Here is a 15820-nt window from a genome sequence, read left to right as displayed (position 1 = left end):
TCGCCTACGCCTATGACCGTAGTCACCGGGCACGGTAACGCACCCGGCGACCAGGCCCGCACGACGTCAGATAAGGGACTCCAGGGGACCGCGGAGGAAGTACAGGACGAAGAGCGCGGCCACGCCGTACAGCAGCGGGTGCACCTCGCGCGCCTTGCCGAGGGCGATCTTGATCACCACGTACGAGATGACGCCCGCGCCGATGCCGTTGGAGATCGAGTAGGTGAACGGCATGATCGTGATCGCCAGGAACGCCGGGATGGCGATCTCGTAGTCGGTCCAGTCGATCTGCCGGACCGCGGTCATCATCAGGAAACCGACCACCACCAGCGCCACCGACGCCGCCTCGAACGGCACGATCACGACCAGCGGCGCCAGGAACATCGCGAGCAGGAAGAGCCCGCCGGTGACCAGGTTGGCCACGCCGGTGCGCGCGCCCTCGGCGACACCGGAGGCGCTCTCGATGTACGAGGTGTTGCTCGAGACGCTGGCCGCGCCGCCGGCGGCCGCGGCGACCGAGTCGACAAGCAGGATCTCCCGGGTGCGCGGCGGCATGCCCTCGCCGTCCAGCAGGCCGCCCTCCTGACCGACGGCGACCATCGTGCCCATCGTGTCGAAGAAGTCGGTGATCATCAGGGTGAAGATGAACATGATGACGACGAGCACGCCGGCCCGGCCCCACGAGTCGAACACGTTGAACTGGCCCAGCAGCGACAGGTCCGGCTTGTCCACGATCTTGTCCGGCAGCGCCGGCACGTTCAGCGACCAGCCCTTCGGGTTCGGCTTGCCGTCGACGAACGACGGGCCGACCTTCGCGATCGCCTCCACGATGATCGCCAGCACGGTGGTGGCCAGGATGCCGATCAGGATCGCGCCCTTGACCTTGCGCACGAACAGCACCAGCGTCACCAGCAGGCCGACGACGAAGACCAGCGCGGGCCAGCCGATCAGCTTGCCGCCGATGCCGAGCTCGACCGGCACGGTGGTGCCGGCGGCGTCGGGGATGCGCCGCACGAAGCCCGCGTCGACCAGGCCGATGATCATCAGGAACAGGCCGATGCCGACGCCGATCGCCGTCTTCAGCTGCGTCGGCACGGCCCGGAAGACCGCGGTGCGCAGCCCGGTCAGCACCAGGATGGCGATGATGACGCCCTCGATGACCACCAGGCCCATCGCATCGGCCCAGGTCATCTCGGGCGCGATCTCGTACGCCACCAGCGCGTTCACGCCCAGCCCCGCCGCCAGCGCCAGCGGGAACCGGGCGACGACACCCATCAGGATCGTCATCACGCCGGCCACCAGCGCCGTCCCGGCCGCCAGCGCCGCGATGGGCAGCCTGCCGCCGACCGCGTCGACGCCGGCACCCAGGATCAGCGGGTTGAGCACCACGATGTAGGCCATCGTGAAGAAGGTGGCGAGGCCACCCCGTACCTCCCGGCCGACGGACGAGCCGCGGGCCGAGATCTCGAAGAAGCGATCAAAAGCATTCTTGGGGGTACGCCCGGACGAGCCGGCGCTCGCCTCGGCAGCAGCAGTGGACATTCGCGCCCTTCCACAGGACCAACGGGGGTCGATGGGCGCATCAAAGCAGAACACTGACCTCGGCAAAAGATCGGAACTGTTACAACCGTCACGAGCTCACACTGACGATCTCCACGGACGTAGTCTGATGCTCGTGGCCGAGAAGTCCCCCGCACCGCACGAGTGGCACCAGCACGGCCTCGACGCGGTGACGGGCACGAAGCCGCGGCCCGAGCCGCTCGATCCGCCGATGGTGCCGTTCGCCCTCGCCGGCCTGGCCGCCTTCGCCGTCGCCGGGGTGGTCCTGCTGCTCCTGGACGCGCCGCAGAGCTGGCTCTGGACCTGCCTGGCCGGCGTGCTGTGCGGGATCCCGGGCCTGCTCACGATGCTGCGGCACGACGCCAACCGGCGCCGCCGCCGCGCGCTGACCCACCCCGATTTCAAGGTCAACGCTTAGGGCTCACGAGTGGCCGTACGGCTCCGCGGGCTCGCCGGCCTCGACCGAGCCGTGCGCGCGGCTGACCGCCACCGCCTCGACCTCGCTGTCGTCGTAGATCGTCGGAAGCTCCTCGACCGGCTGCTCCGTCGCGCCGACCAGCGCCTCGGAGTGCGCGCCGCAGCCGTGGTCGGCGCTGACGGCCTTGGCGTCGTCGGGGGCGTACAGGTTGCCGCAGACGCCGAACATGGTGCGCATCGCCCCGGCCAGCGGCATGTAGAAGCCGCAGGTGCCGCAGCGGGCGTTGCGCGGCGCGGCCGTCGAGATCGGCGCCTCGGGGCCCGGCTCGCCGTCGTACCAGCGCTGTGCGGTCTCGGCCCGGCCCTCGCGGGACAGCACCCGGGGCCGGCCGAGGCCGAGCTCCCAGGAGACGTCCTCCACGGCGGGGTCGTCGCTGAGCACGTAGCCGGGCGCCAGCCGTTCGTCGTCCGGTGCGGTCGCCATGAGGTCGCCCACGCCGAGGTCGCCGGGCTGCACGCGCTCGTTCCACGGCAGCCAGCCGGGCGCGAGCAGCGCGTCCGGCCCGGGCAGCAGCACGGTCTCGCAGATGGTGACGTGCCGCGAGCGCGGCACCCGGGTCACGGTGACCGCCCAGCGCCAGCCCTTGTAGCCGGCCAGGTGGCTCTCGAAGAAGTGGGTCACGACCCGGTCGCCCTCGGCCACCGCCTCGAGGTGCTCGCCGATGTCGCCCGGCTCCACTTCGGTGATGGCGCCTCGCGCGATCCCGACGGCATCGGCACAGACCTGGTCGAGTCGGGCGGCACGCGCTGCGGTCCTGGTCGTCACGCCGCCATTCTCCCCCACGCGTGCACGGGCGGCGCAGCGACTCCCCCAGATCTCCGTCCCGGGAGGGGACGGAAGTCGCCTCGATGAGACAGGATGGGGCGATGCCGCTGCTTCCCACCGTCGGACGCACCGTCGGCACCGGCGTCAAGGCGCTCCGGGTGCTGGTGCGAGGCTCGCTGCGCGGCAGCGCCTGGGCGACCCGCCGGGTCGGCGACGCCCGGGCCCGCGGCGCGGCCAACGAGATCGGCATGGTCCGGCTCTTCGACCTGCACGCGCTCTCCTGCGCGGGCGACACGCTCCTCGCGATCGGCCTGGCCGGCACGATCTTCTTCGACGTGCCGCTGGGCGAGGCGCGGAGCAAAGTTGCGCTCTACCTGTTGATCACCATGGTGCCGTTTGCCCTGTTAGCCCCGGTCGCTGGGCCGCTGCTCGACCACTTCCGGCACGGCCGCCGGTACGCCCTCGCGGCGACCATGCTGGGCCGGGCCTTCCTGGCATACGTGATCTCGGACAACCTGCTGGGCTGGGGCCTGTATCCGGCGGCGTTCGGCGTCCTGGCGCTCTCCCGGGCGTACGGCGTGGCCCGCTCGGCGGCGGTGCCCCGACTGCTGCCCGAGGGCGTGGGCCTGTCCCAGGTCGGCGCCCGCGCCAGCGTCTACGGCACGTTCGCGGGCGCGGTCGTCGCGCCGATCGGGCTGGCCGCGATCTGGTTCGGTTCGCAGTGGCCGCTGCGGGTCGCGTCGTTGATCTTCCTGGTCGGCATGGTGATCTCGCTACGGCTGCCGCCACGGGCCGACTCCGACCCGCCGGAGGCGGTGCCCCGGCCGTTCCGCACGATGCTGCGCCTGCGCCGCGGCAACGACCGCCCGCTCTCCGGCCGGCTGGTGATCGCCACGCTGATCGGCAGCGCCAGCTTCCGCTGCCTGTACGGCTTCCTGCTGCTCTTCTTCGCGTTCGCGATCAAGGCCGGCTCGCTCGACACCACGTTCTTCGGCCGCGACGTCGGCGGCCAGGGCGCGGTGGCGATGATCGGCGGCGCCCTGGCGGTCGGCACGTTCCTGGCTACCGCGATCGGCACCCGGCTGCGCATCCACCGCCCGCTGGCGCTGCAGTCCAGCGGGCTGACCATCACCGCGGGCGTCGCCGTCCTTGCCGCGATCTTCTTCACCCTGCCGATGGTCGCGCTGCTGTCGCTGGTGACCGCGATCTTCAGCGGCATCTCGAAGCTCGCGATCGACGCCAGCATCCAGGAGCGGGTGCCGGAACGCCTGCGGGCCAGCGCGTTCGCGCACTCCGAGACCGTGCTGATGCTCGCCTGGGTGGTCGGCGGCGCGGTCGGCATCATCCCGCTGGACGGCCGGGTGGGCGTCGCGATCGCCGCCGCCTTCGCGGTGGCCGCGGCGGCGCGCGGCACGATCGTCGCGGGCCGCCTGCACGGCGAGCGCCTGCACGGCCGTCCGGACGCGACGGTGGAAGAGCCGACACCGGACGAACGGGCCGAGGCGGCCGAGCGTGACGACGCGCTGGAGCCCGGCGCCGAGGCGGTACCGACGTCCCCGGCACCGGCCGGCGCGGCCAGGGCGCCGCGGCCGAGGTCCACCGCGCGTCCCGCCGAAGCCGAGGGCGAGGCGACGGCGCCGAAGCGCCGCCTCTTCTCCCGGTCCGGCGCGGGCAGGCGGGCGGCCACGCCGCCGGCCGAGCCGGCACCCGCCGAGCCGGTGCCCGCCGCGGAGCCCGTGTCCCCGGTGGACAACCCGGCCCCGCCGGGATTCCACATCTACCGCCCCTCGTCGGCGACCGGCGACTCCGGTCGCGACGAGGCCGGCTCGTGACGCCGGCGCCCGCCCGCCTGCTCATCGTCACCGCCGTCGCCGCCGAGGCGGACGCCGTGCGGGCCGGCGTCGACCCGGCCGCCGTCGAGGTCGCGGCCGTCGGCGTCGGCCCGGCCGCGGCGGCCGCCGGAACGGCGCGGCTCCTGGCGCTCGCCGAGGCCGCGGGCCGTCCGTACCGGGGTGTGGTCAGCGCCGGCATCGCCGGCGGCTTCCCGGGCCGCGCGGAGGTCGGCGCGACCGTCATCGCCGCCCGGGCGATCGCCGCCGACCTGGGCGCGGAATCACCGGACGGCTTCATCCCGGTGGCCGAGCTCGGCTTCGGCACCAGCGTCCTCGACGCCGACCCGGACCTGTTCGCGGCGCTGTCCCGGGCCCTGCCCGACGCGATCGCCGGCGACATCCTCACGCTCGCCACGGTCACCGGGACGGCCGGCACCGCGGCGGCGCTACGGGCCCGGCACCCGGCCGCCGTCGCCGAGGCGATGGAGGGCTACGGCGTGGCCAGCGCCGCGCGGACCGCCGCGGTCCCCTTCGCCGAGCTGCGCACGATCTCCAACCCGATCGGCCCGCGCGACCGGGCCGCCTGGCGCCTGGGCGAGGCGTTCTCCGCGCTCACCGCGGCGGCCCGGGCCGCCTGTGGATAACTCTGTGGACAACCGCTGAGGGCCGGGCGAGGTGTGGCGATGCAGACACGATTCGTTGCGGGTGTCGCGGCGCCCACGTCGTTACCGTGAGGGCGTGGCGCTTTCTCTGGCGGTTTCGCCCTGCCCCAACGACACGTTCGTCTTCCACGCCCTCGTGCACGGCCTCGTCCCGGGCGCCGAGCCGGTGCGGCTGACGTTCGCGGACGTCGACGTGACCAACACCGCGGCGCAGGGCGGCGAGTTCGACCTGGTCAAGGTCAGCTATGCCGCCCTGCCCTGGCTCCTCGACGACTACGACCTGCTGCCCTGCGGCGGCGCGCTGGGTCGCGGCTGCGGCCCGCTGGTGCTGGCCCGCGGCGACGGCCGCGTGGCGGGCGGCGACCTGACCGGCGCCACCGTCGCCGTTCCCGGCGACCGCACCACGGCCTACCTGCTGTTCCGCCTCTGGTCGGCGAAGAATCCGCCGGCTCGCATCGAGGTCGTGCCGTTCCACCAGATCATGCCGGGTGTCGCCGAGGGACGTTACGACGCCGGCCTGGTCATCCACGAGGCCCGCTTCACCTACCCGCGCTACGGCCTGACCGCGCTCGTCGACCTCGGCGAGTGGTGGGAGGGCGACACCGGCCTGCCGATCCCGCTGGGCGCGATCCTGGCGCGCAAGGGCGCGGTCGACCCGGCCGAGGCGGCGGAGTGGATCCGCAAGTCGGTGAGCATGGCGTGGGCCAATCCCGCCGCGAGCCGCGAGTTCGTGCTGGCCAACGCCCAGGAGATGGAGCCCGATGTGGTCGACCGGCACATCGGTCTCTACGTCAACGAGTTCACCCTCGAGCTGGGCGCAGAAGGATACGCCGCCGCCGACGCCCTGCTCGGACGTGCGGCGGCGGCGGGAATCACACCTGCGGTCAAGCCGCTCGCGGACTAGACCTCGAGCTCGCGGGCGACCGCGTGCACCAGCTGCGCGATCTTCTGTGCCGTGCGCTTATCGGGATAGCGACCGCGGCGCAGGTCCGGCTGGATCTTCGCCTCGATCACCTTGATCATGTCTTCCACCATGCCGTGCAGCTCATCGGCGGGGCGCCGGCGCAGCTCGACCATGGATGGCGGCGTGTCCAGGACCTTCACGCCCATCGCCTGCGCGCCCTTGCGGCTGTCCACCACACCGAACTCCAGCCGCTGACCGGCCTTCAGGTCGGCGGTCCCGGTGGGCAGCGCGCCCTTGGGCAGGAACACGTCCCCGCCCTCGTCACTGGTGACGAACCCGAAACCCTTCGCCGCGTCGTACCACTTCACTCGACCCGTGGGCACCGCTGACCTCAACTTCACTCATTGGACTCAATTGCTCACGGCAAGGTTATCCAGCGGCCGTGCCACACCCAACCGCAATCTTTCGCAACAGCGCCGGAAATACCGTCAAGTCGGACATCAAGTGCGAGGCGCCGGCGTCGCGCAGCTCGTCGGAGTCACACGGGCCGGTGGTCACCCCGATGCCCGGGACACCGGCCGTGCGCGCCGCGACCATGTCGGCGACGTGGTCGCCCACGTACCACCGGACGCCGTGCTCGGTCAGCGCCGCCGCCTTGCCCTCCGCGTAGAGGTCACCCACGAGCTCGTCGGCGGCCATGCCGAGGTGCTCGAGGTGCAGCGCGGCCAGCCGGCCCAGCTTGGAGGTCACCACCACCACCCGCATGCCCAGCTCGCGAACCGCCGCCAGCGCCTCGACCGCCCCGGGTGTCGGGACGGTCGGGGCGATCGCGTGGTCCGGATACAGCGCCCGGTACGTGTTGACCGCGTCCTCGACCTGGTCGGGCGGGAACCACTCGCTCAACTCCGCACGCAATGGCGGGCCCAGCCGGGTGACCGCCAGGTCGGCGTCGACCCACACGCCGGTCTTCTCCGTCAGCGCCCGGTAGGCCTGGCGGATGCCCGGGCGGGAGTCGATCAGGGTCATGTCCAGGTCGAAGCCGACCGCCGGGGTCACAGCGAGATCGTCGGCCGGTAAGTCAGGCGCTCCACCGGCAGCGGAAAGGTCTGGTCGTCGCCGAACGGCGACGGGGCGGCCGCGCGGTCGGCGATGAGTTCGGAGACGGCCAGGTGGCCCTCCTTCGCCGTGACCGCATCCTTGCGAGCCGCCTTACCCCGGGCCTTCTCGTGTGAACGCGCCACAGGTCATCTCCCCTTAAGATCTTTAATGGATCCGGCCACGCCCCGGACCCCGCACCATGGTCCCATGGCGGCCAGCCCCTGCTTCGGAAAGGGGGCCGGGCTGCGGCGGGCCCAGCTGCCGCCTGGCCGCACGCCCAGCCAACACCTGAACCTCGCCTCACCTCGACCCCCTTTCCGAAGCAGGGACTAGCGTTGGTAACGATGGCCACCGCATTCGCCGACCAGCTCCGGTCGCTCACCGATGACGCCCTCGGGGCGCTGATCCAGCTGCGTCCCGACCTCGTCGTGCCCGTGCCGTCCGACGTTTCCGCGCTGGCCGTACGCGCACAGGCCCGCGGCTCGGTCGCGCGCTGCCTCGATGCGCTGGACGAGTTCACGCTCGCCGTCCTCGATGCCGCCCGGCTGAGCCGCTCGGCCGAGACCGCGCTGACCTCGATCACCGCGATCCTCGAGCTGACGGCCGGCGCCGCGGACCCCGACGACGCCCGGACCGCGATCGGGCGCCTGCGCGCCCGGTTCCTGCTGCACGGCCCCGAGGACGCGCTCCAGGTCGTCGGCGCCGTCGACGAGGTCAGCTCGCCGTACCCCGCCGGCCTCGGCCGGCCCGCCGACTACCTCGACGCGCGGACGGCCGCCCTGTGCGCGGACCGGGCGAAGCTGCGCCGGACCGTGCTGGCCGCGCCGCCGGGCGCCCGGGCGGTGCTCGACCGCCTCGCCGCCGGCCCGCCGGTCGGGACGCTGAGCTCGGACGGCACGATCGCCGAGCCGGTGCAGTGGCTGATCGACAACCACATCCTGGTGCCGGTCTCCGAGGCCGGCCGGGCGCCGCGGCCCGACGGTGAGCTGGTGGAGCTGCCGCGCGAGATCGGGATGCTGCTGCGCCGCGACTCGGGTCCGCTCGGCCCGCTGCGGCCGGCGCCGCCGGTCCCCGGCGGCGCGGCGCGCGACCCGAAGGCCGTGGACTCGGCCGGGACGGGACAGGCGATGGAGGCCGTCCGGCACGTCGAGGCCCTGCTGGAGGCGCTGGCGGGCGAGCCGGCCGCGGTCCTCAAGACCGGCGGCCTCGGCGTACGCGACCTCAAGCGCCTGGCCCGCGCCGCGAACCTCGACGAGCCGGCCGCCGCCCTGCTGATCGAGGTGGCCTACGCGGCCTGCCTGCTCGGCGAGTCCGACGTCGCGGGCAGCGGCCGCGCCCGGGCCGCCGGCGCGGTCGACGAGATCTTCCTGCCCACCGGGGCCTACGACCTGTGGCGGGCCATGAGCATCGCCCGGCGCTGGGAGGCGCTGGCGAACTCGTGGCTCGCGATGACCCGCCAGACCGGCCTGATCGGGCAGCGCGACGACCGGGACCGGCCGATCAACACCCTCGCGCCGGAACCCGAGCGGGCCGGGTCACCGCAGGCCCGCCGCGAGGTTCTCGCCGTGCTCGCCGACCTCGCGCACGGCACCGCGCCGACCGCCGGCGAGGTCCTCGAGATGCTCGCCTGGCAGGCGCCGCGCCGGGCCCGGGGCCGCGAGGCCGTGCACCGCGACGCCCTGGCCGGCGCCGCCACGCTGGGCGTCACCGGGCTGGGCGCGATCACCTCGTACGGCCGGCTGCTGCTGGCCGAGGCCCGGCCCGACGACGACCCGCTGGGCGCCGGAGCCGGCGGCGAGCGGGTACCCGGCGTCTCCGAGGCGGTACGCGCCCTCGACGCGCTGCTGCCCGCCCCGGTCGACCACGTGCTGGTCCAGGCCGACCTCTCGGTGGTCGTGCCCGGCCCGCCCGAGCCGGAGCTGGCGGCGGAGCTGGACGTCGTCGCCGAGCACGAGTCCGCGGGCGGGGCCAGCGTGCACCGGGTGACCGCGGCCAGCGTGCGGCGGGCCCTCGACGTCGGCTACAGCGCCGCCGACCTGCACGCGCTCTTCCAGCGCCGGTCACGCACCCCGGTGCCGCAGGCGATGACCTACCTGATCGACGACTCGGCCCGCCGGCACGGCGGGCTGCGCGCCGGATCGGCCGGGTCGTACCTGCGCAGCGACGACGAGGCGCTGATCGCCGAGGTGCTGGCCGACAAGCGGCTGGTCAGCCTGGCGCTGCGCCGGCTCGCCCCGACCGTGCTGTGCAGCCCGCTGCAGCTGGTCCGGCTGCTCGGCGCGCTGCGGGACGCCGGCTTCGCCCCGGTGGCCGAGGACGCCGCCGGGTCGGCCGTGCTGGCCCGGCCCAAGGTCCGGCGCGCGCCGACGCGCACCTCCGCCTCGGCCCGGCTGGCCGAGCAGACCGTGCCCCTGCTGGCGGGGCCCCGGCTGGCCGGGGTGGTCGAGCAGATCCGGCGCGGCGACATCGCGACCCGCGCGGCCCGCCGCACCCCGGTCACGGTCCGCGCGGCGAACGGCCAGAGCGTGCCCGGGCTGACGTCGGTGCAGGCGCACACCCAGGCGATGGCGGTGCTGCAGCAGGCCGTGCGCGACAAGGTCCGGGTCTGGGTCGGCTACGTGGACACCCACGGCGCGACGCTGTCGCGGCTGGTCCGGCCGGTGTCGCTGAGCGCGGGCTATCTTCGCGCCGAGGACGAACGGACCGATACGCTGCATACCTTCGCACTGCACCGGATCACGGCCGCGGTCGTCGAGGAGTAATCGCTCCGCGAGGGATGGGACCGCGCGCCCCCGTTACCTACCGCGCGCGATCCATTCCCGTCCGCGTGGCACTGCTCTACAGACACCGAGCCTGAGCGAAGCGTTGCACATGGGATCAACCTTCTTCAGTACGACGAGCGCCGTGTCACACTGGAGGGTCTTCTCTCGCTCGTGGAAGGGCACCTGGTGACCGGCGGACCCCTGATCGTGCAGTCCGACAAGACCCTGCTGCTGGAAGTCGAACATCCGGACGCGAAGTCCTGCCGGATGGCGATCGCGCCGTTCGCGGAGCTGGAGCGCTCACCCGAGCACGTGCACACCTACCGCCTGACCCCGCTGGGCCTCTGGAACGCGCGCGCCGCCGGGCACGACGCCGAGAGCGTGGTCGACTCCCTGATCAAGTACTCGCGCTACCCGGTGCCGCACGCGCTGCTGGTCGACGTCGCCGAGACCATGGACCGCTACGGGCGGCTACAGCTGATCAACGACCCGTCGCACGGGCTGGTCCTGCGCGGTCTCGACAAGATCGTGCTGATCGAAGTCGCCAAGAGCAAGAAGCTGGCCGGCATGCTCGGCTCCCGCATCGACGACGAGACGATCGCGGTGCACGCCTCCGAGCGCGGCCGGCTCAAGCAGGCGCTGCTCAAGCTCGGCTGGCCGGCCGAGGACCTGGCCGGGTACGTGGACGGCGAGGCGCACGCGATCTCGCTGGCCGAGGACGGCTGGAAGCTGCGGTCCTACCAGCAGGAGGCCGTCGACTGCTTCTGGGCCGGCGGCTCGGGCGTCGTGGTGCTGCCCTGCGGCGCCGGCAAGACGCTGGTCGGCGCGGCGGCGATGGCGGTCGCCTCGGCCACCACCCTGATCCTGGTGACGAACACGGTCGCCGGCCGGCAGTGGAAGCGCGAGCTGGTCGCCCGCACCTCGCTGACCGAGGACGAGATCGGCGAGTACTCGGGCGAGCGCAAGGAGATCCGCCCGGTCACCATCGCGACGTACCAGGTGCTCACCGCGCGCCGCGGCGGCGCCTTCACCCACCTCGACCTGTTCGGCGCGCGCGACTGGGGCCTGGTCATCTACGACGAGGTGCACCTGCTGCCGGCCCCGATCTTCCGGTTCACCGCGGACCTGCAGGCCCGCCGCCGGCTCGGCCTGACCGCGACACTGGTACGCGAGGACGGCCGCGAGGGCGACGTGTTCTCGCTGATCGGGCCGAAGCGCTACGACGCGCCGTGGAAGGACATCGAGGCGCAGGGCTGGATCGCCCCGGCCGAGTGCACCGAGGTCCGGGTGACCCTCACCGACGCCGAGCGCATGACGTACGCCGTGACCGAGGCCGAGGAGCGCTACCGGGTGGCGGCCACCGCCCGCACCAAGCTGCCGGTGATCCGGGCCCTGGTGCACCGGCACCCGGGCGAGCAGGTGCTGGTGATCGGCGGCTACATCGACCAGCTGCACCAACTCGGCGAGTACCTGGACGCCCCGATCGTGCAGGGCTCGACGACGAACAAGGAGCGCGAGCGGCTCTTCGACGCGTTCCGCTCGGGCGAGCTGCGCACGCTGGTGATCTCGAAGGTCGGCAACTTCAGCATCGACCTGCCCGAGGCGGCGGTGGCGATCCAGGTGTCGGGCACGTTCGGCTCACGCCAGGAGGAGGCGCAGCGGCTGGGCCGGGTGCTACGCCCGAAGGCCGACGGCCGGCAGGCGCACTTCTACACCGTGGTCTCGCGCGACACCATCGACACCGAGTACGCCGCGCACCGCCAGCGCTTCCTGGCCGAGCAGGGGTACGCCTACACGATCGTCGACGCCGACGACGTGCTCGGCCCACCCCTGCCCAAGATCGACTGAACGGGTCAGTCGGGTAGGTCCACCTCGTCGTGGAGCGGCGCGGTGGCCGCCGGCTCCGGCGCGATGCCCGACATCGGTTCCGGCGCCTCCGAGCCCCGGGCCAGCGCGAGGAATCCGACCATGCAGCCCAGCGCGATGAAGACCGCGGCGATGATCGCGACCGCGATGGCGATCCGCGCGCCGTTCCCGGAACCCCGCTTCGTCGGCGCGTGACCGATGAACGGGGGCGGCGACACCGGCGGCCCGACGAAGGGCGGCGGCGCGGAGAACGGTGGCGGCGCCACGTACGGAGGCGGCGCGACCGGGTCGCGGAACACCGGCTCGTCCGGCGGCGGGGGCACCGGTGGCAGGCGCCGCCCGGCGGCGGCCCCGGCGGGCTGGAGCAGCCCGGCCTCCTCGTAAGCGGCCGCCGCGACGACCTCCGGGCTGCCCAGGCGCTCGAGGATCTCCAGCACCTCGCCCTCGGAGACGACCGCGCGCTCGATGCGCTCGCTGGTGATGTGCGCCTCGAGGTCGGCGAGCAGCTCCCGGCGCTGCAGCACGGGCAGGCCACTGAGCCGCAGCTCCAGCTCCTGCAGATACTCGGCGACGGCGTCGTCGGTCTTGTTGATACTCATGCCACACCGGTCCCTACGAGACGGTCGACGGTCTGTCGAAAGGAAACCCACTCCGTACGGAAGTGCTCAAGCGCGGACCGGCCAGTGTCGGTGAGCGCGTAATAGCGGCGCGGCGGCCCCGAGGGCGACTCGCTCCACTTGCTGTCCAGCCAACCAACCCGGCGCAACCGGGAGAGCAGCGGATAGATGGTGCCCTCGGAGGCGGTGAGGTTCCGCTCCTCGCCGAAGCGACGGACGATCTCCGTGCCGTAGCGATCCTCATGCTCGACCATTGCCAGCACACAGAACTCGAGTGTCCCGCGCCGCAGGCTGGTCGAGAGCTGCGCGACGTCTGCCATGCGCCACAGGGTACCTGGCGACGCAAGGTAGCTCAACAGCGGCGGCGTCAGGGCAGGCGCGGACCTCGGGTGAGCAGGTCCTCCAGCAGGTCACCGTGCTCGGCGACGCGCTCGAGCACCTCGGCCGCACCGAACTGCCGGGCCGGCTCCTCACCCGTCGCGAACGCCTCCACCTCGTCCCAGGTCAGCGGCGTCGACGCGGACGGCGACGGCAGCGCCCGCAGCGAGTAGGGCGTCACCGTCGTCTTCGCCGCGGCGTTCTGGCTCCAGTCGATGAAGACCTTGCCGGGCCGGATCGCCCGCGCCATCTTGGCGGTGATCGAGCCGGGAACCATGGCCGCCAGCTCCTCGGCGACCCGCTTGGCATACCCGGAGACGACCTCGGCGTCCTGCTCGCCGGAGATCGGACAGCACAGCTGCATCCCCTTCTTACCGGACGTCTTCGGGTACGCGGTGACGCCGTCCTCGGCCAGCCGATCGCGCACGAGCATCGCGACACCGCAGCACTCCTTGAGCCCGCTCGGCGCGCCCGGATCCAGGTCGACCACCATGAGATCGGGATCCGCCCCGATCCGCCACTGCGGAGTGTGCAGCTCGAGCGACGCGAGATTCGCCACCCAGACGAGCGTGGCCAGCTCGTCGACGACCACGAAGTCGATGGTCTCCCGGGCCTTGGTGGAGCCCGGCACCGGCAACGTCTCCAGCCGCACCCACGACGGCGTCCCGCCGGGCGCGTTCTTCTCGAAGAAGTGCGCGCCGTCGACGCCGTTCGGGTACCGGATCCGGGTCAGCGCCCGGCCCTTCAGGTGCGGCAGCAGCACCGGCGACACCCGGGTGTAGTAGTCGACGACCTCGCCCTTGGTGAAGCCGGCCGCCGGATACATCAGCTTGTCGAGATTGGACAGCTCGAGATCGCGCCCCTCGATCTGCACGGGCAGCCGCGCGCCCGCCTTGGCGCCGCGGCGCGGCTCACTCGCCATCGTCGTCCTCCTCCACGCACTCCGCCGGGGACTTGTCCGGGCGCAGCCGCAGGAAACGCGGGAACCGCAGCCGGCGGTCGGGTGTCCGGTTGCCGTAGCGGACCTCGACCACCAGGTCGGGGCTGACCCAGTGCGCGCCGCGGGCGTCCTCCCGGGGCACCGCACCGGGGGTGAACGGCGACTCCCGGATCTCCAGCGGCCCCAGCGCCGCCAGCAGCTCCCGCTCCGCGGCCGCCCCGATCCCGCCGCCGACCCGGCCGCGGAACCGCAGCCGCCCGTCCGGGCCGGGCAGGCCGACCAGCAGGCCGCCGAGCTTGCGTACGCCGGGCCGCCACCCGCCGATGACGTAGTCGCCGGTGCGGTCGAACTTGACCTTGATCCAGTCCGCCGACCGGGCGCCCGGCACGTACGGCGTGTCCAGCCGCTTCGCCATGACACCCTCGAGGCGGTTCTCCCGGGCGGCGGCCTCGGTCGCCGGCCCGTCGGTGAACGCCGGCGGCACCATCCAGTGCCCCGTCCCCAGCTCGAGCTCCTCGAGGCGGGCACGCCGTCCTGCGTACGGGATGGAGAGCAGCGATTCCCCGCCGTACCGGAGCAGATCGAAGATCATGTAGGTGACCGGGAGGGTCACCGCCAGCTTGGCCGCCCGGGCCGGGTCCCGGACGTGCATCCGCTCGGCGAGGGCGGTGAACGACGGCCGGCCGCCCGCGTCCAGGACGACCATCTCGCCGTCGAGCAGCGATCCGGACGGCAGGGACAGCCCGGCGACCTCGGGGTAGGCGGCCGTCACCGCCGCGCCGGAGCGCGCCCAGAGCCGCGGCGGGCCGCCGGAAAAGGACGAAAGGACACGTACACCGTCCCATTTGAACTCGTAACTCCACCCCGGGCCGCGCGGCAGCGGGCCCGGGGTGGCGAGCATCGGCGAGAGCGGCGCACCCGGCACCCGATCACCATAGGCAGGATCGAACACCTTACGCGGGCCTCTCACTAATGCAATCCTGGATCGAAGTACTGATCACGGGTGGGTTGGAGACGAAATGCGAGCGATCTGGAAGGGCGCGGTCTCGTTCGGCCTGGTGTCGATCGCCGTCAAGCTCTTCTCCGCGACCGAGGAGAAGGACATCCGCTTCCACCAGGTGCACCGCACCGACGGCGGCCGGATCAAGTACAAGCGGACCTGCTCGATCGACGGCGAGGAGGTGACCTACGACGACATCGCCAAGGGCTACGACCTCGGCGGCGGCGAGATGGTCATCCTGACCGACGAGGACTTCGCCGAGCTGCCGCTGACCACCTCGCGGGCGATCGACGTGCTGCAGTTCGTGCCGGCCGAGCAGATCGATCCGCTGCTCTTCGCCAAGGCCTACTACCTCGAGCCGGAGGGCCAGGCGGCCAAGCCGTACGTGCTGCTCCGGGACGCGCTGGCCGAGTCCGACCGGGTCGCCATCGTCAAGATCGCGATACGCCAGCGGGAGCAGCTGGCGACGCTGCGGGTGCACGACGACGTCCTGGTGCTCAACACGATGCTCTGGCCGGACGAGGTCCGCACCCCCGACTTCGGCTTCCTCGACGAGGAGATCGAGACCCGGCCGGCCGAGCTGGCGATGGCCGCCTCGCTCATCGACTCGATGGCCGGCAGCTTCAAGGCCGACGAGTTCACCGACAACTACCGGGCCGCGCTCCAGGAGGTCATCGACGCGAAGGTCGAGGGCCGCGAGATCGTCGCGCCCGAGGAGGCCGAGGAGGCGCCCGCCGCCGCGGTCGACCTCATGGCCGCGCTCAAGGCGAGCGTGGAACGCGCCAAGAAGGCCCGCGGCGAGACGGGCACTCCCCACAAGACCACCCCGGCCAAGAAGACCACCCCGGCAAAGAAGACCGCCGCGGCCAAGAAGACCACCCCGGCGAAGAAGACGACCGCGGCGAAGAAAGCGACCGCGGCGAAGAAGGCGGCGCCGGCCAAGAAGTCCGCGTGACTA

General features: G+C 72.8%; 16 protein-coding genes. 7 read left to right on the top strand and 9 right to left on the bottom strand.

The annotated features are described in order from the left end of the window. Positions 1–66: 66 nt before the first annotated feature. Positions 67–1542, bottom strand: coding sequence for an NCS2 family permease (locus ACIBSW_RS26015; RefSeq protein ID WP_354718086.1), 1476 nt, complete (start codon positions 1540–1542; stop codon positions 67–69). 229 nt (positions 1543–1771) lie between these two features. Between ACIBSW_RS26015 and ACIBSW_RS26010 the strand changes: the two genes are divergently transcribed. Beyond that, positions 1772–1978, top strand: coding sequence for a DUF2530 domain-containing protein (locus ACIBSW_RS26010; protein WP_354718186.1), 207 nt, complete (start codon positions 1772–1774; stop codon positions 1976–1978). A gap of 3 nt (positions 1979–1981) precedes the next feature. Here ACIBSW_RS26010 and ACIBSW_RS26005 read toward each other — a convergent pair whose 3' ends face one another. Continuing rightward, positions 1982–2803: a DUF3027 domain-containing protein gene (locus ACIBSW_RS26005; protein ID WP_354718088.1), complete on the bottom strand. Its 822-nt coding sequence runs from the start codon at positions 2801–2803 to the stop codon at positions 1982–1984. A 101-nt stretch (positions 2804–2904) separates the two neighbouring features. Between ACIBSW_RS26005 and ACIBSW_RS26000 the strand changes: the two genes are divergently transcribed. From ACIBSW_RS26000 to ACIBSW_RS25990, 3 genes are all read left to right on the top strand, one after another. After that, complete coding sequence (locus ACIBSW_RS26000) at positions 2905–4635, top strand: MFS transporter (RefSeq protein ID WP_354718090.1); 1731 nt, start codon at positions 2905–2907, stop codon at positions 4633–4635. Further along, the gene (locus ACIBSW_RS25995; protein WP_354718092.1) at positions 4632–5279 is read left to right on the top strand and encodes a futalosine hydrolase; all 648 of its coding nucleotides are present in this window, start codon (positions 4632–4634) and stop codon (positions 5277–5279) included. Before ACIBSW_RS26000 ends, ACIBSW_RS25995 begins: the two co-directional genes overlap by 4 nt. Positions 5280–5373: 94 nt before the next feature. Then, positions 5374–6201 carry a 1,4-dihydroxy-6-naphthoate synthase gene (locus ACIBSW_RS25990; RefSeq protein ID WP_354718094.1) on the top strand — a complete coding sequence of 276 codons (828 nt, stop codon included), beginning with the start codon at positions 5374–5376 and terminating at the stop codon, positions 6199–6201. Here the strand turns inward: ACIBSW_RS25990 and ACIBSW_RS25985 are convergent. From ACIBSW_RS25985 to ACIBSW_RS25975, 3 genes are read right to left on the bottom strand one after another with little or no spacing between them, the layout of a single operon-like run. Further along, the gene (locus ACIBSW_RS25985) at positions 6198–6584 is read right to left on the bottom strand and encodes a cold shock domain-containing protein (RefSeq protein WP_354718096.1); all 387 of its coding nucleotides are present in this window, start codon (positions 6582–6584) and stop codon (positions 6198–6200) included. The two genes, ACIBSW_RS25990 and ACIBSW_RS25985, sit on opposite strands and share 4 nt — an antisense overlap. Before the next feature lie 46 nt (positions 6585–6630). Next, on the bottom strand, positions 6631–7257 hold the full coding sequence (locus tag ACIBSW_RS25980; protein ID WP_354718098.1) for an HAD hydrolase-like protein: 627 nt from the start codon (positions 7255–7257) through the stop codon (positions 6631–6633). After that, the gene (locus tag ACIBSW_RS25975; RefSeq protein WP_354718196.1) at positions 7254–7442 is read right to left on the bottom strand and encodes a hypothetical protein; all 189 of its coding nucleotides are present in this window, start codon (positions 7440–7442) and stop codon (positions 7254–7256) included. The genes ACIBSW_RS25980 and ACIBSW_RS25975 overlap by 4 nt, the downstream gene beginning before the upstream one ends. A gap of 201 nt (positions 7443–7643) precedes the next feature. Between ACIBSW_RS25975 and ACIBSW_RS25970 the strand changes: the two genes are divergently transcribed. Both ACIBSW_RS25970 and ACIBSW_RS25965 read left to right on the top strand, forming a co-directional pair. Continuing rightward, complete coding sequence (locus ACIBSW_RS25970) at positions 7644–10061, top strand: helicase-associated domain-containing protein (protein WP_354718100.1); 2418 nt, start codon at positions 7644–7646, stop codon at positions 10059–10061. Between the two features lie 186 nt (positions 10062–10247). Beyond that, positions 10248–11909, top strand: coding sequence for a DNA repair helicase XPB (locus ACIBSW_RS25965; protein WP_354718102.1), 1662 nt, complete (start codon positions 10248–10250; stop codon positions 11907–11909). A 5-nt stretch (positions 11910–11914) separates the two neighbouring features. On the opposite strand, the gene ACIBSW_RS25960 is transcribed toward ACIBSW_RS25965, so the two are convergent. From ACIBSW_RS25960 to ACIBSW_RS25945, 4 genes are read right to left on the bottom strand one after another with little or no spacing between them, the layout of a single operon-like run. After that, positions 11915–12526, bottom strand: coding sequence for an HAAS signaling domain-containing protein (locus tag ACIBSW_RS25960; protein WP_354718103.1), 612 nt, complete (start codon positions 12524–12526; stop codon positions 11915–11917). Next, positions 12523–12864 carry a PadR family transcriptional regulator gene (locus ACIBSW_RS25955; RefSeq protein WP_354718105.1) on the bottom strand — a complete coding sequence of 114 codons (342 nt, stop codon included), beginning with the start codon at positions 12862–12864 and terminating at the stop codon, positions 12523–12525. The genes ACIBSW_RS25960 and ACIBSW_RS25955 overlap by 4 nt, the downstream gene beginning before the upstream one ends. 47 nt (positions 12865–12911) lie before the next feature. Further along, entirely contained in the window at positions 12912–13844 is a 933-nt protein-coding gene (ligD, locus tag ACIBSW_RS25950) for a non-homologous end-joining DNA ligase (RefSeq protein WP_354718107.1), read from the bottom strand. Continuing rightward, positions 13834–14787, bottom strand: coding sequence for a DNA ligase (locus tag ACIBSW_RS25945; protein ID WP_354718109.1), 954 nt, complete (start codon positions 14785–14787; stop codon positions 13834–13836). The genes ligD and ACIBSW_RS25945 overlap by 11 nt, the downstream gene beginning before the upstream one ends. Before the next feature lie 94 nt (positions 14788–14881). Here ACIBSW_RS25945 and ACIBSW_RS25940 point away from each other — a divergent pair, with 94 nt between their 5' ends. Then, the gene (locus ACIBSW_RS25940) at positions 14882–15817 is read left to right on the top strand and encodes a Ku protein (protein ID WP_354718111.1); all 936 of its coding nucleotides are present in this window, start codon (positions 14882–14884) and stop codon (positions 15815–15817) included. Positions 15818–15820 lie beyond the last annotated feature (3 nt).

It is taken from the genome of Actinoplanes sp. NPDC049668 (assembly GCF_044465445.1).
Taxonomy (GTDB): domain Bacteria; phylum Actinomycetota; class Actinomycetes; order Mycobacteriales; family Micromonosporaceae; genus Actinoplanes.
Note: the sequence above shows the minus strand (reverse complement) of the source record. Positions and strands in the feature narration are given on the sequence as shown.